Below are 24,277 nucleotides of genomic sequence, written 5' to 3' on the forward strand. Positions count from 1 at the left end.
TGAATTAAACTCAAAAAAGATGAAAAGAAGAATAATATTTTTATTAGCGATTTCCATACTCTTAGGCTCGTGTAAGAACCAAGACTGGGAATTCCCTGATTATGGAACCCAAACCGTATATTTTGCATACCAGAGTCCTGTTCGTACCATTACCCTTGGCGAGGATATATATGATACCTCACTAGACAACCTGCACCGTTGCGAAATCATGGCTACGACAGGTGGTGTATATGAAGTTAAAAATGATATTAGTATTGGTGTGGCGGTAGACAATGCCCTTGCCAGCAATCTTAGTTTTGGAGGTGCCGCAAATGTGGTAGCCATGCCGGCAAACTACTACAATCTACTGGGCAGCGCTATAACTATACCTAAAGGCAAAATAGCTGGAGGTGTACAGGTACAGCTAACCGATGCATTTTTTGCCGACCCTTTGGCACTGAAGAATACCTATGTAATTCCGCTCCGGATGACTTCGGTACAAAATGCCGATAAGATTCTGGAAACCAAGAACTATACGTTATATGCCATTAAATACATTAACCCCTGGCATGGCTATTACCTGCGCCGGGGTAAAGATATAATCACCGGTAAAAATGGCAATACAAGTTTGAATAAAACCGTTAGCAGGCACATGACCTATGTTGAAAGTGATGAGGTTAATCAGGTTGTTACTACCTCCTTAAAATCAAATACATTTGATGCGGTATTTAAAGATAAGGACAACCGCAATATCACCTGCAAATTGCTGCTTACTTTCGACAATTCAGGCAACTGTACGGTATCTGCTGCTGATAATACATTTACGGCTACCGGAAATGGCAAGTTTATCAAGCGGGGAGAAAAGAACAGTTGGGGAAATACCGATAGGGATGCCCTTTACCTGAATTACAACATCGACCTTACCGATATGTCTGTAAACACTACTGATACACTTGTAATGCGCAACCGTGGCGTAACAATGGAAACCTTTAATCCGGTTAAAAAATAAAATGTTAATCAAGATGAAAAATATTTATAAAATTGCCTTAATCATCGGTCTTCCGGTTTTATCGGTATCCTGCAAAAAGCAGGAAGCACTTGATTTTTCTGTTGAAAAACCTGCATCAGTTGCGGCACAGGAACAGATAGACGCTTACAAAGCATTGAAATCTTATTTCAACTGGTCGGCCAATCCTGATTTTAAACTGGGTGTAGCCACATCACTTACCGAATACAATAACAAAGGTGTGTTATATCGCCTGGCGAACAGTAATTTTAACCAGATTGTAATTGGTTATGAAATGAAACACGGTGCCATTGTTAAAGATGATGGCAGTATGGATTTTGATAATGTGAAGAAATTACTGGAAAATGCTAAAAATTCAGGAATGGAAGTGTACGGACATACCCTTTGCTGGCATGCCAATCAAAATGCCAAGTACCTTAATAGTTTAATCGCGCCTACTATCATTAAAGGAACGGGCGGACCGGCGCTTGAGGATAACCTCATTAGTAATAGTGATTTTGAATCGGGAAATATTTCGGGCTGGTTTGGCTGGGGAAACAGTTCTGTTAGGGAGGTTTCGGCAAAGGGTGATGGATATGGTGGTACAGGTTACGCGCTCAACATGTCTAATCCTAAAGTTGTTAATTCCTGGGAAGCCCAGACTGCCATGGATTTTACAACTCCATTTCAAAGCCCTTCAAAATATAAACTCAGCTTTTATGTTAAGGGAAGTGTAGCTGGATCTGCCTCGGTAGCGGCACAAGAAACCAAAAGTTATGGAGCAGATGACTTTGGTTCTTTTGATGTTTCAACCGATTGGAAACTTGTACAACTGGAAAAAACCATCACTGCCGGTGATAGAACACGTTTGGTTTTTAGCTTTGGAGCCTATGCCGGCAAAATTTCTATGGATAAAATCTCCATTAACAGGGTAAATCCAAATGGAGGTGATAAGATCATTGAAAAAACGGCCGATGAGAAAAAAGCTATCTTAACAGCTGCGCTTGATAAATGGATTGCCGGAATGCTTGCTGTTAGTAAAGCCAATGTAAAAGCATGGGATGTGGTAAATGAACCCATGTCTGACTGGCCAGATCCATCACAGTTGAAAACAGGTGTGGGTAAAACCAATATCGCTGCCGATGAATTTTATTGGCAGGACTATCTTGGCAAAGATTACGCCGTGGCTGCCTTTAAACTTGCACGCCAGTATGGCAATGCCTCTGATATTCATTTTATAAACGATTATGGTTTAGAAAGCAGCCTTGATAAATGCAGGGGACTGATTGATTATGTAAAATATATTGAAAGCAAAGGTGCCAAAGTGGATGGCATTGGTACGCAAATGCACATGGGTACCGAAAATGATAAAGCGAAAATAGTTGATATGTTCAAATTATTGGCGGCTACGGGCAAATTGATCAAGATTTCGGAACTAGATCTTGGTGTTTCGAATAAAAAGACAGCCGCCGTAACAGAAGCAGAATACAAAGCACAGGCAGATATGTACAAATATGTGATCGATAAATATTTTGAGATTATACCTCCTGCTCAACGCTATGGAATTACGATCTGGAGTCCGTTAGATAGCCCAGCCAGTTCTTTCTGGAGACCCGATGAACCAATTGGACTTTGGACAGGAGGCTTTGTGCGTAAACCTGCATATACTGGTGTTGCAGAAGCACTCAAGGGTAGGTAACCTGTTTTTTATTCGTCATTGCGAGAAGGCTTTTTCAGCCGACGAAGCAATCTTTATAGCAAGAGGATAGCTAACAGAAAAGATTGCTTCGTCGCTCCTCTTCGCAATGACGATGTTTTTAGGTATCCTGTCTTCGATAGCTTGCCGAAAGACTGATTTAGATATACTTTTATGTGTTTAAATACTTTATCAGGTTCTGCTCAACGAGACACTTTAGAGAAACTTGTTTTATGTTACAGCCTTTTTAATAAATCAAATTTGCCCCAATTATGAAAAACCTTGCATTTTATCTGTGTATTGTACTTTTAAATGGGCTGTTTCATTTTACAGCGCATAGCCAGCTCACTACAAATCCTATCATTGCTGCTGATGTGCCCGATCCATCGATCATTCGGGTAGGAAAAACCTACTACATGAGCAGTACAACCATGCATATGAGCCCTGGTCTTCCTATTATGAAATCAACCGATCTTGTAAACTGGAAGATTGTAACTTATGTTTATGATACCCTGGCAAATACTGATCAGCTAAATTTAAATAATGGCAAAAATGATTACGGGAAAGGATCATGGGCCAGTAGTTTGCGCTACCATGAAGGCCGGTTTTATGTAAGTACTTTTTCTGGTACAACCAATAAAACATACATATATTCTACTACAGACATTGAAAAAGGCCCATGGAAAAGGTCTGCCTTCAGCCCTGCACTTCATGATCACTCCCTGTTTTTTGAAAAAGGCAGGGTATTTATGGTTTATGGGGCAGGCAAAATTATGCTTGCTGAGTTAAATGTAGATTTTTCAGGGATAAAAACAGGTACAAGTCCTAAGGTATTGATAGAAAATGCTACCCAGATTGCTGGCAATAACCCCGGTTTGCCGGCTGAAGGTTCACAACTTTTTAAGATAAAAGGCAAATATTATCTTTTCAATATTACCTGGCCAAGAAACAGCATGCGTACGGTAATTATTCATAAAGCCGACAAGCTATTGGGCCCCTACACCGGAAGAATCGGTCTTCAGGATAAGGGGGTAGCCCAGGGTGGATTGATCAGTACACCAAAAGGTGAGTGGTTTTCCTACCTTTTCCGTGATTATGGAGCAGTTGGTCGAATTCCTTATCTCGTTCCCGTTAAATGGGAGCAGGGATGGCCTGTTCTTGGTGTAAATTCTAAAGTGCCAGACTCACTTCACCTCGCTAAAAACTTAAGCCCGATTCCAGGCATTGTAGATTCTGACAACTTCGATGGCACAGGCGAGGGGAGCGGTCTTAAAAAAGTTTGGCAATGGAATCATAATCCAGATCACGCTAACTGGTCGCTCTTCAGAAAAAAAGGCTATCTCGTGATACAAACCTCCAGGATTGATACCTCGGTGCTATGGGCCAGAAATACGCTTACCCAAAGAACGGTAGCGCCGGCAAGTTCAGCCGAAACCAGCATCGATCTGGAAAACATGAAAGTAGGGGATTGCGCCGGAATGTTATTGCTTCAGAAAAAATATGGCTGGATTGGTGTTAAATCTTTAAAAGAAGGACTATTCGTCGTGGTTACTACAATGAGCGATAATCAGCCGATAGAAAGCATCAACATTCCCCTAAAACAGCAAAAAATTTATTTAAAGTTGAGCTGTGATTTTAAAGATCGCCAGGATCTGGCTTCTTTCGCTTATAGCTTAGATGGTAAATCATGGAATACAGTTGGCGAAAAACTAAAAATGTCGTACACCATACCGCACTTTATGGGGTATCGGTTCGGTCTTTTCAATTATGCAACGCAGCAAATCGGTGGACATGCTGACTTTGATTATTTCAATATCAAAGTTAACTAGCCTGGGCACTTATAGAATATACAAATCTTCGCCTATAAGGAGCTGGAGCAGGATTTTACATATTAGTAAAATGAATTTTGAACATTAATTGCAGCATTATGCTCAAATGGCAAAAAAAAGTTCGATGCCGTTGGATAGTTTTGGAAATTGATAAGAATATGAAAATAAAATTAATTTTATGCTGCTTAGCTTGGCTGCTGGTTTTCAATTTTTCAGTCTCTGCCAAGATTACCTTACCACAGTTGGTATCCAGCCACATGGTGCTCCAGCGGGAAACTCCCCTGACCATATGGGGATGGGCAGCAGCAAAAGAAAAAATAACGATCAGTTTTAACGGAAAAACGTATAAGACCACCACCAATGCACAAGGCTCATGGTTTGTGAAAACGGGTAAGATGAAAGCAGGAGGCCCTTTTAAAATGATCGTTAAAGGTGAGAATACGATTACCCTTGATGATATTCTGTTGGGAGATGTATGGTTTTGCTCAGGGCAATCTAATATGGCCCTGCCAATGGAACGGTTAAAAGAGGCTTATCCGCAGGTGATTGAAAAAGATCATTTCCCTTTGATCAGGAACTTTTTCGTTCCAACTAAAGCTAATCTGTCTGGCGAATCAATCGATCTTCCTCCAGGGAAATGGGTTCCCGCCACTGGTACGGGTATTTTAAGTTTCGGGGGGACAAGTTATTTTTTTGCAAAAACGCTCTTCCAAAAATATAACATTCCGATAGGCATCATCAATTCGAGCGTTGGGGGCACTCCGATTGAGGCCTGGATGAGTCGCGATGCATTTTTGACGAATCCCGCGCAGATGAAAAAAATAGACAATTTCAGGGATTCGGTATTTATGGCCAATTACCAAAAAAATATTAAAGAGAAGAATCTGGCAAGGTCGGCAACATTAGTTCCGGTAGTTGATGAAGGACTTTCTGGCCCGGTAAAATGGATTGATCCGGATTTTAATGCCAGCAGCTGGCGAAAATTTTGGATGCCGGGCTACTGGGCTGATCAAGGGCTACGGAACTTCAACGGGATTTTTTATTTCAGAAAAGAATTGCAAATCCCCGCAGAAATGAGCGGACTGCAGGCTAAACTTTATCTGGGCCGCATTATAGATGCAGATTCTGTGTTCCTCAATGGTAAATTTATAGGCAATACGACCTATCAATATCCTCCCCGTAGGTATGTTATTCCTGCTGGGCTGTTGAAAAGCGGGAAAAACATTCTTATCGTTAAAGTCATTAGTAGCAACGGGAAAGGTGGCTTTGTACCAGATAAAAACTATTCTTTGCTCACTCCCGAAAAAAAAATAGACTTACGTGGCGAATGGAGTTTCGAAGTAGGTTATGCTCAACCTAAGCAAAACCAGGGTTTTAGCGGTGAGGCCGAAATGCCATTAGTGGCGCAGAATGAGCCAACCGGATTATTCAATACCATGGTTTCGCCAGCTGTAAGATTTGCAATAAAAGGTTTTCTCTGGTATCAGGGCGAAGCGAATACCGGAGATCCGAAAGCATATGGGCAATTGTTGCCAGCGCTTATAAAAGACTGGCGTAATAAATGGAAGCAGGGAGATCTGCCATTTATTTATGCCCAGTTGCCTAATTTTATGGAAGCCAGCTATTTACCCGAAGAAAGTAGTTGGGCACAATTTAGGCAAAGCCAGCTGCAAACACTTTCCGTACCAAATACAGGGATGGCTGTGGCTATTGATGCTGGTGAATGGAATGATATCCATCCGCTGGATAAAAAAGACGTTGGTGAGCGTTTGGCACTATGGGCCTCACATTTAGCCTATCAAGATCAGCAGATTACATATTCTGGACCTATTTATAAATCAAACCAGTTAAAGGGATCTGAATTGATTATAAATTTTGATCATAGCTCGCCTGGGTTGATGATTAAAGGATCTGATAAACTTAGCGGTTTCGCCCTTGCGGGTGAGGATAAGGTTTTCTATTGGGCCCAGGCCAGGATAGTGGGAGATACAGTTGTGCTCTCAAGTCCCATGGTCTTAAAGCCGGCATTTGTCCGTTATGCATGGGCAGATAATCCCGATCGTGCTAATTTATACAACAAGGCTAATTTACCGGCTTCTCCATTTGAAGCGGAAGTTAATAAATAAAGATAGCCGACGTGCACTTGAAAACTTCTGCATTGAACTGTGAATAAGATTAGCTTTGGTCATAAAAATGCTCTTTTTTTAGCCATGATAGAACAATAAAAATAGAAAAATCCTCATCACTTTTTGCTGAGTTGAGTCTTTAACCTGGGCAGCCTGAATTCAAAAAAATAAAAAAATCAACCGATTGCATAAAATGGATTTTCCGCCTTTTTTCGAATATTTATACCCTCTTATAAGCCAATTCTATACGTCTTGTTTTATCAAATCGGTTGGCAAATTTGTTGTTGAGGTAAATATATGATATCGGTTTTTCTATTAAAAATATGCCTTAAATCGTGTATTTAAGCGGTTTTTGGTTTGCGTTTTAGATTTTTAAACCCACTGGTTTTTATTTTAATCGCATCGTCTGTCGTACCAGCGGCTTGTTTTTTTAGCTGATTTTTTTGTCTCCCCAAGGGCAATAGCTCATTTTCGATTTGAACATTTATTCTATTAATATGCACAATCAAATCATGAGCGGATGAGCAATCTAAATATCTTTATCACAGAATAAATCTGAATTGAACCAGCAAGCGATTATTATTAATTTTTGGTGTGTGATTTAAACATGCACCTGCTGATTTTCCAATTAATACAGCTGGTCTTTTCTTATTCTTTAACCATTATAAACCATTTATTATGAGAAGTGAAGTTTTACAATTTTCTGTAACATCACGTTGGAAATTTTTCAGGTATCTCCCCAAAGTGATGTTATTGGCGACACTGATATTTTCAGCTTTTATTGCACAGGCACAAACTGTGGTAAAAGGTAAAGTTGTTGATGAACAAGGTAAGCCATTGCCAGGTGTGGGTATCGTTTTAAAAGGAACCGGTACAAGTACATCATCCCAGGATAACGGAAATTTTTCTATTACCACAACGGGTGCTAATCCGGTTTTGGTATTCTCCTATGTTGGCTATAACAACAAAGAAGTCCCGGTGAAAAATCAAACTTTACTAAATGTCGCCCTTCAACCAAGCGCTGCAGAACTTGGTCAGGTTGTGGTTGTAGGTTACGGTACCCAGCGCAAAGAAGCTGTTACAGGTTCTGTAGCCTCTATTGCGGGAGAAAAAATCCGTGAAGTGCCTGCGCCTAATATTGCTCAGGCCATCCAAGGACGTTTAGCAGGTGTCAATATTTCTCAGACTTCAACCAAACCAGGTGCCACCATGCAGATCCTGATCCGTGGTCAGCGTTCGCTTTCGGCAAGTAACGATCCGCTCGTGGTATTGGATGGAATTCCATTCCCTGGCTCCATTGGTGACATTAATCCCAACGATATTAAAAGTATCGATATCTTGAAGGATGCATCTGCAACTGCTATTTACGGCTCAAGAGGTGCCAATGGGGTAATTCTGTTAACCACCAACAGGGGACAGGCAGGAGTGCCAGCTAAAATCTCTTACAATACATATACGGGTTTACAAACCTTATTTGCAAAGTATCCGATGATGAATGGACCTGAATTTACTGCATTGAGGAAAGCGTCAGGGTTATTTACAACACTTGGCGTTGATGAATCAAATGATGTAAATACAGATTGGCAGGATTTATTTTATAATAAGAATGCTATCGTAACCAGTCATGATCTGGGCGTAACAGGTGGTTCTGCAACCAGCAACTATAGTTTTGGCGGGGGATATTATAAAAACCAAAGTTTAATTCCTACACAGCAGTATACCAGGTATTCGATGAAAGCGTCGCTGGATCAGCAAATTGGTAAACTTTTTCGTGTTGGGTTTACTACCAATAATAATTACAATATAAGTGAGGGTAACCAGGTTGGTATTTATGGCAACTTGAGTAATACGCCTATTTCAAACCCATACAATGCTGATGGAAGTTTAAAGCGTACCATCAGAATGCCACAGGATGAGGCTTTTATTTACACCAATGGCATTGTAAAGAATTTGCATGACCAGTGGTTGAACGAAACCCGTGGCTTTGCAACTTATAATTCATTTTATGGCGAGGTTAAAATTCCGGGGGTTGAAGGCTTGAAATACCGTGCAAACCTTGGTTTGGATTTTATCCAGAGCAATAACGGTAACTTCACCGGTGTTGGGGTAGGCAGTACTACAGCAACTACAGTTTCCACAGCTGGGGTAAGTAACTCGCAGACCTATCACTGGACATTGGAGAATTTAATCACCTACGACCGCAGTTTCGGAAAACATAGTTTCAATGCCGTTGCTTTATATTCAGCAGAACAAAATAAATTCAATTCTTCTTCCATGACAGCCAGAGATATCCCTTCTGATGCTTTCCAGTTTTATAATCTTGGGCAGGCAAATGGTGAGATCACAATTGGCAGCGGTACTCCTCAAAATCCGCTCTATACCCTAAGTGGGCTGGTTTCTTACATGGGAAGGATTATGTACGCGTATGATAATAGGTTTTTACTGAGTGCCACACTCCGGTCTGATGCATCATCACGTTTGGCGCCAGGCCACAAGTGGCATACCTATCCAGCAGTGTCTGTGGGGTGGAATATGATGAATGAGTCTTTTATGAAAGGCATTACTGCAATTGATAAATTAAAAATACGTGTAGGTTACGGTCAGACGTCTAATCAAGCTGTTGCCCCATATCAAACACTGGGTGTGCTTAGTACCCGCCCATATAATTTTGGCGATAATACTTATGCAACTGGTTATTATGTATCTCAGCTTCCAAGTCCGGGCTTAGGATGGGAATATTCTGAAACCTGGAATTATGGTTTAGATTTTTCAATCTTAAAAAACCGCATCTCAGGTACTTTTGAATACTATGACACCAAAACCAAAGATATATTACTTAGTGTGGCACTACCTTCTACAGCAGGGGTGGGTAGTTATACAGCAAATATAGGCCAAACTCAGAATAAAGGCTGGGAGTTGAGTCTTAATGGTGTGATTCTTGAAAATCAGGGTGGATGGACCTGGGATTTAGGGTTCAACATTTCTGCAAATAGAAACAAGCTAACTGCCCTGGCTTCCGGACAGACCCGCGATGAAGGAAATGCATGGTTTGTAGGCCATAATATCAATGCAATTTATGACTATGAAAAAATCGGATTATGGCAGGCAGGAGACCCTTATTTAAATGTGCTTGAACCAGGTGGGAATGTGGGTATGATCAAAGTTAAATATACTGGAGATTACAATGCAAGTGGCGTACCAACAAGAGCCATAGGTGCTGCAGACAGGCAGATTATGGACATTGATCCAAAGTTTACAGGAGGATTTAATACCAGGGTTGCCTACAAGGGATTTGATCTGAACGTGGTAGGGCTTTTCAAAAGTGGCGGAACATTGGTAAGTACGCTATATGGTTCGGCAGGATATCTGAACTTATTAACAGGCCGTAGAAATAATGTTAAGGTAGATTATTGGACCCCTGAAAATACAGATGCAAAATATCCTAAACCAGGTGGCATTGCCAGTGGCGATAACCCTAAATATGGAAGCACGCTTGGCTATTTCGATGCTTCATTCTTAAAAATCAGGACCATTTCTCTTGGTTATGATTTTAACAGAGATCTGATCAAAAAATCCAATGTAAAGCTGCGCATGTATCTAACGGTACAAAATCCTTTCGTCATGTTCTCTCCTTATCACAGGGAGTCTGGTATGGATCCGGAAACTAACTCTTTTGGTGATGAAAATCAGGCTGTTAACTCTTATCAGCGAAGAATTTTGACTATTGGTACCAATACACCTTCAACCAGGAATTACGTTGCAGGTCTTAATTTAACATTTTAGAATAAATAGGATATGAAAAATATACAATTAAAAACCGCGGCAGGTATTTGGTTACTGATGGTAATCTTTTCAGGTTGTTCCAAAATTCTGGAAGAAGAACCGCGCAGCATTTTTACGCCCGACTATTTTAAAACTGTTACCGGCGTAAATGGTGGGTTAACTTCTATGTATGCGCACTTGCGAAACATGTATGGTCAGTCGTATTTCTATAATTCTTTGATAACCGGTACTGATGAGGCTACCTGGGGCAAAGATGCTGACGGAAACTTTAAAGATATGGACTGCTCTGGAGTGGGATCTATTTTATCAACAAGTTATCCGAGCAGTGTATTGTGGAGTGAGGCATTTCCAAACATTAACAATGCCAGTGGAATAATCGAAAACGCCAGTGCTGCAGGTATATCAAGTGCACTTGTGGCCGAGGCTAGGTTTTTCCGTGCTTTCGATTATTTTCTTTTGGTGCAAACTTTCGGTGGGGTTCCGCTCGATTTAGGCGCCGGAGAATTAAAATTTAATACCAATCCGTCAAGAACTTCTGTGAGAAATACCGTACCTGTGGTTTATACCAAAGCTGTATTTCCTGATCTTATAAAAGCCGTGGCAGATCTGCCTACAACGGGAAGGGTTACAGGTGGTGTAACTAAGGTTGCTGCACAGCTATTTTTATCAAAAGCATATCTAACCTATGCCTGGTGGCTTCAAAATCCCAATAATATTCCAACCTATCCTGAAGCTGCAAGAACTGACCCCGACGGACATGATGCTAATTACTATTTCCAGCAAGCGTATGATATTGCTACTGCTGCAATCGAAAACCCAGGCACATTTGGGCTGATGGATACCTATTATGATGTGAACTGGGCCGTGAATGACCGCAACAAAGAAACATTATTGTATGCAGATCATACCCAAACGAGTGAGAAATTTAATGGCGGAAGTTTAACCTTTGGAAGCGGCGGTGCGCCAGATAATTTTGCAGGCTGGATGATGACCTGGAACTATCCGAATATCCGTAGTGGAGGCATCAGTTCAGTTCAGCGTGAAGCCGAGCAGCATTTAGGCCGCCCATGGAACCGTATGGCGCCAACAATTGAGGTATTGATGAATACCTTTGCCGATAAAACACTGGATTCGAGATATGATGGTACTTTCACCACCGTTTACAGAGGTAACTGGCCTAAAGGCTACAATCCACCATCAAGTGCGCCTGCATCATTGGTTAACGCAAATGGATTATCGGTAGTTCCTGGAGATGCAGTACTTACTTTTTTAAATACAGATAACCCTGCTATCGTTTACCCAACGGGTGCAGGCATTAGTAATGTAGGAGCGGGTATTCTGCCTGGAAGAGCTGATTATGTGGTGGCTCCGAGTGGAATCAGCAGAATCGTTTATCCGGGGCTTTGGAAACTGGGACCTTATCGCACCGATAACGGCACAGGACTAGGGCAGCCAAACGCGGGGAGTACACGTCCTTTTCCGGTAGCTAAATTTTCAGAACTTTACTTTGTTGCAGCAGAAGCCGCGGTAAAAGGAGCAACAACTAAAGCAGGCAAAAGTGCCCGCGAACTCATTAATGTGATTCGTGCAAGAGCTGGTAAATGGCGTTTTGATAATAATGGGAACGTGGCTAAAGTTGCAGACAATAGTGCTGCGATGATGGCAGCTACTCCGGCTACGATAGATATTAATTATATTTTGGCAGAACGCTCAAGAGAATATTATGCTGAAGGCTATCGTAGGTACGACCTGATCCGTACCCAAAAATGGGCTGAACTTTCTGCTACGTATACCATTGCTGGAATTGCCTATGGCGATCACACGCCACAGACAGTAACCCGCACAATTACACCAGCATTATATTTACGGCCTATACCTCAGGCACAAATAGACGGAATGCAGATGAGTGCAGATGAAAAAAAGGCTTACCAGAATCCTGGTTATTAAAAAAACACTTTGGTTTAGTTTGGTGGGCGGCGTCAATTGATGTCGCTCATTCGTTTTTATAAAGGAGCTTGCTTTTCTTTTGGCCAGAAGATTTTGGGTAAATAAAATCCTGAAAATTTGATTTTCAAACTTAATTGGTCTTTCTGTTAAGTGTTTAGGCCATTGGTTTGCGCTATCCTGAAATAAAAAATACCGACTGCTAAAAGGTTGCTCCCATATCTAACATAATAAATCAAGAACCTAATTTATGCTCCTAATGCAAGTAAATTCTTTAAAAAAAAGCCAGATTTTCTTTGCGCTTCTTATCCTTTTCACTTTTTGGATTGACTACACGAAGGCCCAGACAAGTTTGGGCTTGGAAAAACAATTTATTCATGAAACCAGAAGTAATAAAGAAGATTTTGCATTGATAGAAAAAGGAAGAGCGGCGAATATTTTTTATGATGTAAATGATTATAAGGGCGTTATAAGAGCAATTGGCGATTTAGGTCAGGATTTTTTTAGCGTATCAGGCGTAAAGCCAGAATTGAAAAGCATTAAGCCTTTGGAAAAGGCTATTATTCTGATCGGAACCCTGGGCAAAAACAAACTTATCGATCAGCTGATCAGCTCCGGAAAGCTCAACAAATCAAGTATTTATGGCAAGTGGGAGAGCTTCTTAATATCGACCGTTAAAAAACCATTTCCTGGAGTTGACCAGGCATTGGTTATTGCAGGAAGTGACAAAAGGGGAACAATATACGGCGTATACGAACTATCGGAGCAGTTAGGGGTGTCGCCGTGGTACTGGTGGGCTGATGTTCCACCCAAAACCCGGAAAAGTGCATTTGCTGTTTCCGGAAATTACAGTTCAGGAGAACCGGAAGTGAAATACCGTGGAATATTCATTAATGATGAAGCCCCCGCAATGACTGGATGGGCTAAGGAAAAGTTTGGCGGGATGAATAGTAAAATGTATACACATATGTTTGAGCTGCTGCTTCGCCTGCGGGGCAATTACCTTTGGCCAGCCATGTGGGGCAATGCATTTAATGAAGATGATACCGAAAATCCACGTCTCGCCGATGAATATGGCATTGTAATGGGCACCTCGCATCATGAACCGATGATCCGTGCGCAACAGGAATGGAAAAAACACGGAGTAGGTGCCTGGAATTACGCAACAAACCCCCAGAGACTAAATGCTTTCTGGCAGGAGGGAATTAAAAGAAACAAAAACTACGAAAGCCTGGTAACCATGGGCATGCGGGGAGATGGAGATGAACCCATGGTTGAAGGTGGAGATATGGCATCGAATGTGAGGCTGCTGGAAAATATTATCGCTAATCAGCGTAAAATTCTTTCCGAAAATATGGAAAAGCCTGTAGAAAAGATACCGCAGCTCTGGGCTTTATACAAAGAGGTAAAAGATTATTACGATTTCGGAATGAAAGTTCCTGATGACATTACCCTGCTGTGGGCAGATGATAACTGGGGCAACTTACGGCATTTGCCCACCACCCAGGAACGCAATCGGGGCGGAGGATCTGGGATATATTATCATTTTGATTATGTTGGCGCACCAAGAAATTATAAATGGCTAAATACCACTTCGCTGCCAAAAGTTTGGGAACAGATGAATTTGGCCTATAATTATGGAGCCGACCGTATTTGGGTGGTGAATGTTGGTGATCTGAAACCAATGGAAATTCCAATAGAGTTTTTTTTACGGATGGCATGGAATCCTAAAGCGATGGACCGGGAAAAGCTGGCTGGTTTTCTCCTGCAGTGGGCAACACGTGAATTTGGATCTGGCCAGGCGAAAGAAATTGCAGATTTGGTACGCTTGTACTCAAAATATACCACCAGGCGCAAACCCGAACTGCTGGGGCCAGAAACTTTTAGCTTGATAAACTTCAGTGAAGCACAACACGTAGCCATGGAGTGGAGCACACTAAGTAACAGGGCAGCGCAGGTGAATAACAAGTTGCCACAGCAGTACAAAGATGCGTTCTATCAATTGGTGCGCTATCCAATCCAGGCGATGAAAACAGTGACGGATTTATATATTGCTGTTGGTAAAAACAGGCTGTATTTTAAACAGGGAAGGGCTGCTACCAATCTTCAGCATAACCTTGCTCTTGATCTTTTTAAACAGGATCAGCAGCTTAGTGATGAATATAACCTTAAAATGGCAGGCGGTAAGTGGAATCATATGATGGACCAGGTAAGGATTGGTTACACAAGCTGGAATGATCCAAAGAAAAATATCATGCCCAAAACAGATGAAATTCAGGTGCCTTCAAAATCAGGCTTTGGAGTAGCAGTTGATGGTTCATCCGCTAGCTGGCCATCAACATCGAATGTTCCGGCGCCTACGCTTCCGAAATTTGAATCTTTAAATAAATTTCAGTCTTACTTTGAAGTTTTTGCAAAGGGATCCGCTCCCATCAATTTCAAACTGAAATCTGATAACTGGATTCGTTTGAAAAAAGAAAGTGTTCCCGGAACAAATGATTATAAGGTATTTGTGGATATTGACTGGACTAAACTCAGCAGTGGAAAACATCAGGGTAAAATCCAGATATCTGATGACTCGACCCTGGTAGTGATAAAAGTTGAAGCCAACAAGGCAACAGCTAAGCAGTTGGCAGCAGCAAAAGGAACCTTCGCAAGTTTAGGTGCGCCAATTTCATTTGAGGCTTTCCAGGCAAGTAAGCAGGTAAGCAGGAATGGTGTAAGCTGGGAAGCTATACCAGGTTATGGAAGAGGAAGTTCGGGTATGTCGATTTTTCCTGTCACTTCAACTTCGCTTAATAAGCCTGGTACGCCAACATTAGCATATCCTGTTTTCTTTGCTGAAAACGGTGAAGTTAAAATTGATCTGGTGGTGGGGCCGACTGTAAATTTTTCCCCGGAAGGTTTAAGGGTTGGAATCTCTGTAGATGGCGTGGCCCCTCAAATCCTGACCATTATAGCCAAGCCCAGTGCCTCAGGATCTGATGCAAGCTGGGCAAACGCAGTTAAGGATAATGCAAGAACGCTTACTTCTTCACATTTCCTTAAAGTATCTGGAAGGCATACCATAAAAATATGGATGGTTGATCCGGCAGTAGTGTTAGAGAAAATAATAATATACAAAGGAGAACTTCCAACTAGTTACCTCGGGCCAATTGAAAATGAAATTATCAGATAGTTATTCAAGATAACTTAACCTGGATTTTGGGCCTTAACTTCGTCATGGCGAACTGAAGAAGGGAGCTTTGCGCTGGAGTAAAGCCATTTTTTTGATAAACTGAGTTCGATTAATAATCTGTTCTGAAGATGTTTTATTGAAAATTTTTATTTTCTGGTCATCACCCTGACTTGTAGCGCAGCGGAAAGCTACGGCGTTAATTCATCAGGAAAGATGCTGACCACGAAGTAGCTACAAGGCAATTGAAAACATTTTTGTATTTGAAAAATAATCGAACTCAAGTTTATAGCAATCAGCCTGATTGCTAGGATTACCTACATCTATTTAAATAATAGCGGAGCAAGTTCACGCAGGCTCCGGCGCCAGGTCTGAAATTCGTGCCCAGTATTTTCCGAAACATAAGAAACTGCATTGTAGCCCGCTTCTTTTAATGCGGTAACAGCACTTTTTACGCCTTCAGGACGTTCTTTGCTTCCACAGCTAATAAAGATTAATCGCGGTTTTGCTTTGTCTTTCAGCTCGGAGGGGGTGAAGGTACCGCCACTCAGTAGCGCATAATAGCCAAAGAGTTCCGGTTTGTTAAGCGTAATGGTATGCGTTTCCATACCGCCCATCGACAGTCCTGCCATAGCACGACCGTTTGCGGTTGTTATAGTTGAAAAGTTAGCGTCAATATACGGGATGAGTTCTTCGGTTAATAAGGTTTGAAAACCATCGATCTTAAAATCTTTCATGTGTCCCCATTTGGTTTCATTCGTCATTCCGTAGGTCATAACGATGATAAATGGCTTACTTTTCCCTTCTGCAATCAGGTTGTCCATAATCAGGTTCGCCCGGCCCTGATTACTCCAGGCAGTTTCGTCTTCGCCCCATCCATGTTGTAGATACAATACCGGAAAACGTTGTTTATCTTTGCCATAGCCTGGCGGAGTGTAAACGTATGCCCTGCGCGAAGAATTGGTACTCTTTGAAGGAAAAAGTATTTGCTGCACATTTCCATGAGCTACATTTTTATTGGCATAAAAATCTTCATCCTTAGCTGGGATTTCAATACCGCTTTCCCATCTCGATGAGCCAAAATAGTTCATAGCACCGGGGTCATTAAATATTCCACCATCAATGGTTAGATGATAATAATGGAAGCCCTCATCCATTGCACCGGCAGTGGTACCGATAAAAAATCCGTCAGCCGCTTTGGTAAGCTTGGTTCCTCCTTGTCCCCCAAGACCGAGGCTTACCCTGATACTGTCTGACTGAGGTGCTTTGATGCGGAATCGGGCGTAGCCTTGCGAATTAACCTGAGGAAATTGTTGGCCGGGCTGATTCGTTGCAGAAGGTTTAAAGTCTTCTTTAATTGTCTCCAGGTTGTTTTGAGCTTGGCATACGCCATAGCTAAGGCTTGCTCCTAAAGCAATTATAATAAATTTGAATTTCATAATATTTGGTTAATTAAGTCGTTTAGTACTCCTTTTCTTCTACTATATGAAGTGTTAAGCGGATTTTCCTAAAGATAATTGATGTATCCATTGAGGATTGCTCAGATTGTTTAGTTTTATAGCAGAAATGTTTAAGCATGCGTATGACTATTTAGCAAACCTTTTGCAAGGACAAATACTTCTTAATTATGCCAAATGTTTGGCTTTCGTGGCAAACAAAAAAGGCGGCCCGTAAACAGACCGCCTGAACCAAAAATATAATTCTTTTTTATTTACTAAGAGAGGCTAGCGCATTTTCAGTATTTAAGCTGGTTTTTGTATTAGCGGCAACAAATTTGTCCATAGTTAGCTTTTGCTCTTTGCCCATTACCAGCATATGGTCGCCAGTTGAGCCGCTTAAGGTTAAATCAGCGTGATCTTCAATCACAGTATACAATCCTTCAGTTTGTGAATTTAAGTCTAACGATGCATTTCCGCTTAGAAAAACCTGCAGGTATTGCGTATTGATTTTACCCTGTGTTTTCACTTTCGCATTATCCATTGCATGGATGCGGTAAATATCATTTACATAAACGGTAAGTTTCGCAGTGCTATTATCTAAAGCTGTAATTTCTAAACCATCTCCGTTCTGCATTACCTTTACTTTGCCAGTGTTTTCATCTGCATAACTGATGCCTGTACGTTTTCCCTGTATAATGGTCAACTCTACATTTCCATTTACTTTGATGCGTTTGAAGTGTAATGCTTTTGAAGCGTGAACAGGTTTGGTGGTTTCAGCCGCATGAGCTGATAATACTGATGAAGTAGATAATACCAATGCCAAAGATGATGCGAATAATGTTTTGAATAAAGTTTTCATATGCTTAAGTTTTAATTTTTATAATATTTTATTGATTTTCTGATATTAAGACGTGCAATTGCAGGAAACGTTTCAGCGCAAATCGCAGCTTTATACCAGTCCCGAAAGCTGATCGACGAACGCCAGGAATTTAGAGACAAAAAGATGGTGGTCTTTAGAAATTTTTTATGTTTTCTTTCCAGAATGGATGAAGTAGATTCTTTTTTACCTTGAGGATAAGTCTTATAGTTGTCTGTGTGTCGGTACTTTTCCGGTTTCAACAACAATCCAATCTATAAAAGTACGCCAGCTTTTACCAATTTTTAGGTGCAATTGCCAATGCTGAATTAATGATTTAGGGTTAAGAAATAAAATCTGGAAGAGTATAGAACAGCGGTTTTTATGTCTTTATTTATATGGTAGATATGCCAATAGGGCATGGATAGTGTTATAAAAAATACTTCAACTAATGAATAGAAAAACAAAGCCGCTTATGATAGGTGTTGATATCGGTGGCTCACACATTACAGCTGCAATTATTGATTTTCAGTCAAATTCAGTCTTAAACCACTCCCGTGTACGCAGTCATGTGAATACGCATGGCACAAAAGAAGATATATTGGCCACATGGATCAGCTTGCTTAAAAATATTATCGGAAACCATTCCACAGACGAGATTCTACTTGGGATTGCCATGCCAGGCCCCTTCGATTACGCAAATGGGATATCGCTGATCAAGAACATGAACAAATACGAATCGCTGTACCTTGTGGATATAAAGGGCGTTTTAATTGAGCAGCTGGGGCTGCTACCCGAGAATATTATTTTTAGAAATGATGCAGAAGCTTTTCTGCATGGAGAAGTTAACGGGGGTAATGCTTTAGGATTCGATAGGGCTATAGGCATCACATTGGGTACCGGACTGGGGTCTGCCGTAAGCATTGCTGGGAAAACCACAGATGCAAACCTCGGGGTGAGTTTATTTAAGAACGGGATAGCGGAAGACTATATTTCTACCAGATGGTTCGTGAAACGCTATGAAGAACTCTCCGGTAAGCAAGTAAAGGATACAAAATCTCTTGTCGATTTATATGATGATGATCCTATAATACCTGTACTATTTAACGATTTTGCCAGAAGCCTTGCAGATTTTCTTTTCTCATTTATTGTAACGCACAATGCAGAAGTGGTCATTATTGGAGGAAATATTGCCAAAGCGCATGCTTTGTTTCTGAACAAGACCCAGAATGCACTCCGTCAGCAGGGAATTCAGGCTGAATTGAGAATAACTGGATTATGGGAAGACGCTGCAATGCTTGGCGCTGCTTACTCGCATGCAGCAGTAACTTTGGCTTCATAACATACTGTTTACATTTTTTACTTCATCTCATTTAAGAGGTTGAGGTACTTTCGGCATCATACCGGAAAATCTTTTACAGCTAGTTTAAATTTAATGAGTATGTTTTTCTTTTTTTGTTGTCTAGGTAATATATGCACAATCCGAAATATTTAGCTTTTGCTATCATTACTTTACTGTTTTTTTCAGGCAAAGTTGCTTTTGCTCAGCTTAATGCGGCAAGAGAGCTGGCTTACTGTGCTGAACAGGTAAAAAAGACTTTAAAAGTTATTCCTCAGCAGGGCAATAATATTCCAAGGAGTATTGTTCCAGGTTCATCCAAATGGAAATTTGTAGGGTATAAAGACTGGTGCAGTGGTTTTTGGCCAGGCATATTGTGGTATAGTTACGAGGCGACCCGATCAAACGTCTTTTTGTCGAAAGCAAAGGCTTTTTCCTCAGAACTTATACCGCTTTCTCAGCAGCCGGCTTTCGATCATGACCTGGGTTTCCAGATCTTTAATAGTTATGGGAACGGTTACAGGCTCACCAAAAATCCTGAATATAAAAAGATTATACTCAAAACAGCCGATACGTTGGCTACCTTGTTTAACCCGAAGGTGGGTACTATCCTTTCATGGCCGAGGGAAGTTCCCGGGATGCAATGGCCACAGCACAATACCATTATTGATAATATGATCAATCTGGAAATGCTTTTTTGGGCAGCTAAGAATGGGGGAGGGAAAAGATTATATGATATTGCTTTTTCTCACGCCAACATTACTATGAAAAATCATTTCAGACCTGATTATTCTGCATACCATGCAGTAATCTATGACCGTGAAACTGGGAAAAAAATTAAAGGGGTAACCCACCAGGGATATGCTGACGACTCCATGTGGGCACGTGGCCAATCGTGGGCTATTTATGGATATACCATGTGTTTCCGCGAGACGGGTAATCGTGCATTTCTTGAATTTGCCCAAAAAGTAAGCGATGTTTATCTGGCCAAATTGCCAACAGGTGGAATTCCTTATTGGGATTTTAATGATCCTTCTATTCCTAATGCGCCAAAAGATGCATCTGCAGCAGCAGTAGTCGCTTCAGGTCTTTTAGAGCTTTCTACATTTGTTAATAACAAGGCAAAATCGCAAAAATACAGGAAGGCTGCCGAGCTTATGCTCACCTCGCTTTCTTCAGTAGCATACCAAAGTAGGAATAAAAATACAGCCATTTTACTGCATTCAACAGGTCATAAGCCTAATGGATCAGAAATAGATACCTCAATTATATACGCCGATTACTATTACATGGAGGCGCTGCTGAGATTGAAAAAACTTCAAAAAGGAAATAGGCTAAAGTAATCTTTAGTGTAATAATAACTGGTATAACGCACTCAACGGAATATTGCTGGGCGGGACGTCTGATTTAATTTCTGACTGTCTCTTTTTCATATTTAGTTTTAGTCGATTTATGTGTCTGGAACTGTCAGAATACCGAGACTTAATTCAACAGTCCCACCCACAATATTTTTATAAAAATTATCCAGGTTCCGTTATTGCCATAAACAGGATGGGTTATTTCTTCAATAAAATAATGATCTGAAATGAAAAAGGCAGAATATTCTTTAATTCTCGAAGCCCCTATAAAGATATAAATCTGCATATCAGATTTTATATTTGGTTAATGAGGTACGTTCTGGATAGAATGTACCTTATATGTTTTAAACTTACCATGGGTTTATTCAATTTTCTTCCCTATAAATGAGTATCAAATAAAGCCAACCGTGTCTATAAACTGTTGTACCCTATATCTGACCAAAATAAAAAAAATGAGATTAAACGCTGTTTCTATGCGGCGCATTTTTTGAATCCCCATCATTTAGGTACAACTATTACAAGTAAGAAGACCTAGTCGTCTACACTACTTTTATGCTAACCAATTAAGATATCATTTATGATAAACGATTACATTTTAGATAAGAAAAGCCTAGTATTAGGTTTTGTTTTTCTATTGCTTAGTGCCTATAGTTTCGCGGCAAACCGACTTTCCCAGAACCATAAAGCTACTGAAAAGATTTTTTTGGATTCACTGAAAGGGACCGTAGTTGATAATAATGGAAAACCTTTAAAAGATGTAAAAATTTCAAATACCATTAGCGGTGTTACCGTATTTTCCAGTCTCAATGGGTATTTTGCTTTGCCAGGAACAGTTGGTGATAAGCTAAAATTTGAACACCCCGATTTTTATACCCTTGAAAAGATCTATAAAGGTGGGAAAAGCTCATTGTGGATTCAGCTTGCCGGACGTTACCTTCCTTCAAAAGATGTTATCGGGATAGACCCAAAGGATTCTTTGGCAGTTGACAGGGCTTCGGTTGAGGTGCTGCACGGACGTCAGTTAAAAGAAAACCAGCTTCAGTCTGTGGTTACTGTTAATACCAACCAATTAACAACAACTCCAGCCTCGCAATTTCTTCAGGCGCTGCCCGGAAGGATTGCTGGTCTGAACATCGGTTTTACCAGCGGTGGCCCAGGCCTCGATGGAAATGGCTTGAACTATAATGTGCGTTCTGCTCTTGGTAATAACATTGTGCTAATTGATGGTGTGCAGCGACCTTATATTTCTATAGACCCTGATCAGATCGAATCGGTTTCAGTTTACAAAGATGCACTGGCTACAGTAATGTTCGGCATGCGCTCCTCAAATGGGATTATAGCGATTACGACTAAAAAGGGAGATAAAGGAGCACCGCGTATTTCGTTCTCTGCGCAGGGTGGTATTGAAAGACCAATTACCCTTCCAAAGTCGCTTGATGCAGCAACTTATGCGATGCTTTATAATGAAGCCAAACAGAACGACGCTCCAGCTGGCGTAACGTTAACACCTTCTTATTCTGCTGGAGATATTGCACTCTACCAAAACCAGACTGATCCTTTCCGTCATCCCAACGTGGATTGGTATAATACTGTGCTGCGGAAGCAATCGTATATCAACAGATACAATTTCAATGTACAGGGTAGCGGTAAGGGGTTTCGTTATTTTGTAGATCTGGATAATTTAAAGGAGACAGGTTTATTTAATACCAACGATTCATTAAACACTTACAATACCAATGCACAGCTTGATAGGTATATTGTAAGGAGCAACCTGGGGGTAGACCTAACCAAAACCACAGTAATGCAGCTCAATCTTTTCGGAAGGATTGCCAAAAATAATCAGCCTGGGGGCACAACTGCCACGGTTTTTTCGAGCCTTGCTGCTACTCCAAACAATGCTTATCCTGTATTTAACCCAAATGGTACGCTTGGTGGTACCAGTACTTATAACCAAAATCAAAATCTTTACGGACAGATTTTGCAACGTGGGTATCAGTTTCAGGATTCGAGGGATGTTTCAGTCGATCTCCAGCTAACCCAACGCCTTGATGTGTTCTTGCCGGGACTATATGCTAAAATCCAGGGTTCGTACAATAATTCGACACTTTATAAAACCGATCGGTCAAAGAACTTTGCATCTTTTCAACTTAATCCAGACAATTCTTATACCGCTGTAGGTACTATTACAGAGCAAGGTACAACAGGAACACCAGGTGTACGCAGCAGGGTTATTTATACCGAAGCCGATCTGGGGTACGAGCATAGTTTTGAAAAGCACAACCTATCGGCCCTTGTTTTGAGAAACGAACAGAGCACCATGCAGTTCGATACGGGTACACTTCCGGAAATTTATACCGATTATGCAGCCAGGTTCCAATACAATTATGATCAGAAGTATCTTTTTGAAGCGGCAGGTAGCTATGCCGGTTACAACTGGTTTGCGCCTGCCAATCGCTGGGCACCTTACTGGGCTTTGGGAATGGGTTGGAATATCCACAATGAAGAATTTGTAAAAAACAATTTAAAATGGGTAAGCAATCTTAAAATCCGTGGTACCTATGGGCAAACCGGACAGGCAAATGCTGGCTATTACACCTATATCCAAACGTATTGGACACCGGCTACCAACACCAATAATGGAGATGGGTATTATTTTGGAAATACTGGTGTGGGTGTTACCCGCAGTACCGGAGAAAATAGCCTTGCCAATCCCGATCTTGCAGCTGAAAAGGCAAAAAAGACCAATATCGCACTCGATCTGGGTTTTTGGAATAATAAATTAACCATTAGCGCCGAATATTTTAACAACAGGTTTTATGATTTAGTAGGTGCTCCGGGCATAAAAACCAACATACTCGGCGCGGCCTACCCCAATAAAAACTTATACATCTACAATTATAAAGGAACTGATATTTCCCTCACTTATCAGGATAACATCAGCAATTTTAACTTTTTTGTTTCAGGTAATTTCTCGCTTGTTCAATCGAAAGTTATTTACATGGATGAAATTACCCGGAATTACGACTACCAGCGCCAAACAGGTCAGCAGGTGGGTATCATTTATGGTTATACCGCAATGGGCCTTTTCCAGAGCCTTGCTGAAATTAACGATCCGGCAACGGCTGTACTTGCGGCAACTCCAAAATCTTCGTTAAGGCCTGGCGATATCCGTTATCTGGACAGGAATGGCGATGGAATAATCAATGATTTAGACAAGGGGCCTATTGGCAGCGGAAAACCGACCGTTTACTACGGTGCCACAATTGGTTTTAATTTTAAAGGCTTCGATTTTAATGCACTGTTACAGGGCGTAATGAATCGCCAAACCGCATTGGGAGGGCCAACAGCACAATATGGCGATTTCTATAATGGTTTTGGCAATGGCGGTGCGGCAAATGCTTTTGAGTTTAATCTGGGGCGTTGGACACCCGGAACAGCAGCTACTGCTAATCAGCCGCGTTTATGGTTAGGTGCAAATGCCAATAATCAGGAGGTATCTAGCTATTGGCTTCAGAATACCAGTTTTGTTCGGCTTAAAAATGTCGAAATCGGGTACACTATCCCGGCATATCTCTCCAAAAAGATTGGTGTTCCTTCGATCAGGTTCTTTAGCAACGGGCTAAACCTATTAACGTGGTCGCCGCTATCTAAATTCAGGAATGACGTTGATCCTGAGTCACTAAACCCAACCTATCCAATGTTAAAGGTTTTCAATTTTGGAATCAACGCTAAGTTTTAATTAAAAAC

General features: G+C 41.1%; 13 protein-coding genes. 10 read left to right on the forward strand and 3 right to left on the reverse strand.

Annotation, left to right across the window (positions count from 1 at the left end; genetic code table 11):
- Window positions 1-19: 19 nt before the first annotated feature.
- The 7 genes from FHT21_RS01075 (at window position 20) to FHT21_RS01105 (ending at window position 15,541) form a co-directional block, all read left to right on the forward strand.
- On the forward strand, window positions 20-988 hold the full coding sequence (locus FHT21_RS01075) for a DUF5627 domain-containing protein (RefSeq protein ID WP_167292959.1): 969 nt from the start codon (window positions 20-22) through the stop codon (window positions 986-988).
- Window positions 989-1,001: 13 nt separating this feature from the next.
- Entirely contained in the window at window positions 1,002-2,684 is a 1,683-nt protein-coding gene (locus FHT21_RS01080) for an endo-1,4-beta-xylanase (protein ID WP_167292960.1), read from the forward strand.
- A 269-nt stretch (window positions 2,685-2,953) separates the two neighbouring features.
- On the forward strand, window positions 2,954-4,510 hold the full coding sequence (locus tag FHT21_RS01085) for a glycoside hydrolase 43 family protein (RefSeq protein ID WP_167292961.1): 1,557 nt from the start codon (window positions 2,954-2,956) through the stop codon (window positions 4,508-4,510).
- Between the two features lie 158 nt (window positions 4,511-4,668).
- Complete coding sequence (locus FHT21_RS01090) at window positions 4,669-6,636, forward strand: sialate O-acetylesterase (protein WP_167292962.1); 1,968 nt, start codon at window positions 4,669-4,671, stop codon at window positions 6,634-6,636.
- A gap of 678 nt (window positions 6,637-7,314) precedes the next feature.
- Window positions 7,315-10,419: a TonB-dependent receptor gene (locus FHT21_RS01095; RefSeq protein ID WP_167292963.1), complete on the forward strand. Its 3,105-nt coding sequence runs from the start codon at window positions 7,315-7,317 to the stop codon at window positions 10,417-10,419.
- Between the two features lie 12 nt (window positions 10,420-10,431).
- Window positions 10,432-12,366, forward strand: coding sequence for a RagB/SusD family nutrient uptake outer membrane protein (locus FHT21_RS01100; RefSeq protein WP_167292964.1), 1,935 nt, complete (start codon window positions 10,432-10,434; stop codon window positions 12,364-12,366).
- Between the two features lie 256 nt (window positions 12,367-12,622).
- Window positions 12,623-15,541, forward strand: a complete 2,919-nt coding sequence (locus tag FHT21_RS01105; RefSeq protein WP_167292965.1) for a glycosyl hydrolase 115 family protein — start codon at window positions 12,623-12,625, stop codon at window positions 15,539-15,541.
- A gap of 320 nt (window positions 15,542-15,861) precedes the next feature.
- Here FHT21_RS01105 and FHT21_RS01110 read toward each other — a convergent pair whose 3' ends face one another.
- Window positions 15,862-16,977, reverse strand: coding sequence for an alpha/beta hydrolase-fold protein (locus FHT21_RS01110; RefSeq protein WP_167292966.1), 1,116 nt, complete (start codon window positions 16,975-16,977; stop codon window positions 15,862-15,864).
- A 268-nt stretch (window positions 16,978-17,245) separates the two neighbouring features.
- Window positions 17,246-17,836 (reverse strand): DUF2807 domain-containing protein, encoded by a 591-nt coding sequence (locus FHT21_RS01115; RefSeq protein WP_167292967.1) that lies wholly within the window; start codon window positions 17,834-17,836, stop codon window positions 17,246-17,248.
- 448 nt (window positions 17,837-18,284) lie between these two features.
- On the opposite strand from FHT21_RS01115, the gene FHT21_RS01120 reads away from it, so the two are divergent.
- A complete protein-coding gene (locus FHT21_RS01120) occupies window positions 18,285-19,175 on the forward strand; it encodes an ROK family protein (RefSeq protein WP_167292968.1) in 891 nt (296 codons plus the stop codon).
- 131 nt (window positions 19,176-19,306) lie between these two features.
- Window positions 19,307-20,515, forward strand: coding sequence for a glycoside hydrolase family 88 protein (locus FHT21_RS01125; RefSeq protein ID WP_167292969.1), 1,209 nt, complete (start codon window positions 19,307-19,309; stop codon window positions 20,513-20,515).
- A 139-nt stretch (window positions 20,516-20,654) separates the two neighbouring features.
- Here the strand turns inward: FHT21_RS01125 and FHT21_RS01130 are convergent, their stop codons facing one another.
- A complete protein-coding gene (locus tag FHT21_RS01130) occupies window positions 20,655-20,816 on the reverse strand; it encodes a hypothetical protein (protein ID WP_167292970.1) in 162 nt (53 codons plus the stop codon).
- Between the two features lie 291 nt (window positions 20,817-21,107).
- Here FHT21_RS01130 and FHT21_RS01135 point away from each other — a divergent pair, with 291 nt between their 5' ends.
- Window positions 21,108-24,269, forward strand: a complete 3,162-nt coding sequence (locus FHT21_RS01135; RefSeq protein WP_167292971.1) for a SusC/RagA family TonB-linked outer membrane protein — start codon at window positions 21,108-21,110, stop codon at window positions 24,267-24,269.
- The last annotated feature ends 8 nt before the right edge of the window (window positions 24,270-24,277 follow it).

It is taken from the genome of Pedobacter sp. SG908, assembly GCF_011759615.1.
GTDB lineage: Bacteria > Bacteroidota > Bacteroidia > Sphingobacteriales > Sphingobacteriaceae > Pedobacter > Pedobacter riviphilus.

Bases quoted from the DNA above. Each gene is read 5' to 3' on its own strand.
- FHT21_RS01095 (WP_167292963.1), top strand. From the start codon at position 7,315: ATGAGAAGTGAAGTTTTACAATTTTCTGTAACATCACGTTGGAAATTT.
- FHT21_RS01125 (WP_167292969.1), top strand. From the start codon at position 19,307: ATGCACAATCCGAAATATTTAGCTTTTGCTATCATTACTTTACTGTTT.
- FHT21_RS01105 (WP_167292965.1), top strand. From the start codon at position 12,623: ATGCAAGTAAATTCTTTAAAAAAAAGCCAGATTTTCTTTGCGCTTCTT.
- FHT21_RS01120 (WP_167292968.1), top strand. From the start codon at position 18,285: ATGAATAGAAAAACAAAGCCGCTTATGATAGGTGTTGATATCGGTGGC.
- FHT21_RS01115 (WP_167292967.1), bottom strand. From the start codon at position 17,836: ATGAAAACTTTATTCAAAACATTATTCGCATCATCTTTGGCATTGGTA.
- FHT21_RS01100 (WP_167292964.1), top strand. From the start codon at position 10,432: ATGAAAAATATACAATTAAAAACCGCGGCAGGTATTTGGTTACTGATG.
- FHT21_RS01085 (WP_167292961.1), top strand. From the start codon at position 2,954: ATGAAAAACCTTGCATTTTATCTGTGTATTGTACTTTTAAATGGGCTG.
- FHT21_RS01135 (WP_167292971.1), top strand. From the start codon at position 21,108: ATGATAAACGATTACATTTTAGATAAGAAAAGCCTAGTATTAGGTTTT.
- FHT21_RS01110 (WP_167292966.1), bottom strand. From the start codon at position 16,977: ATGAAATTCAAATTTATTATAATTGCTTTAGGAGCAAGCCTTAGCTAT.
- FHT21_RS01130 (WP_167292970.1), bottom strand. From the start codon at position 20,816: ATGCAGATTTATATCTTTATAGGGGCTTCGAGAATTAAAGAATATTCT.
- FHT21_RS01090 (WP_167292962.1), top strand. From the start codon at position 4,669: ATGAAAATAAAATTAATTTTATGCTGCTTAGCTTGGCTGCTGGTTTTC.
- FHT21_RS01075 (WP_167292959.1), top strand. From the start codon at position 20: ATGAAAAGAAGAATAATATTTTTATTAGCGATTTCCATACTCTTAGGC.
- FHT21_RS01080 (WP_167292960.1), top strand. From the start codon at position 1,002: ATGAAAAATATTTATAAAATTGCCTTAATCATCGGTCTTCCGGTTTTA.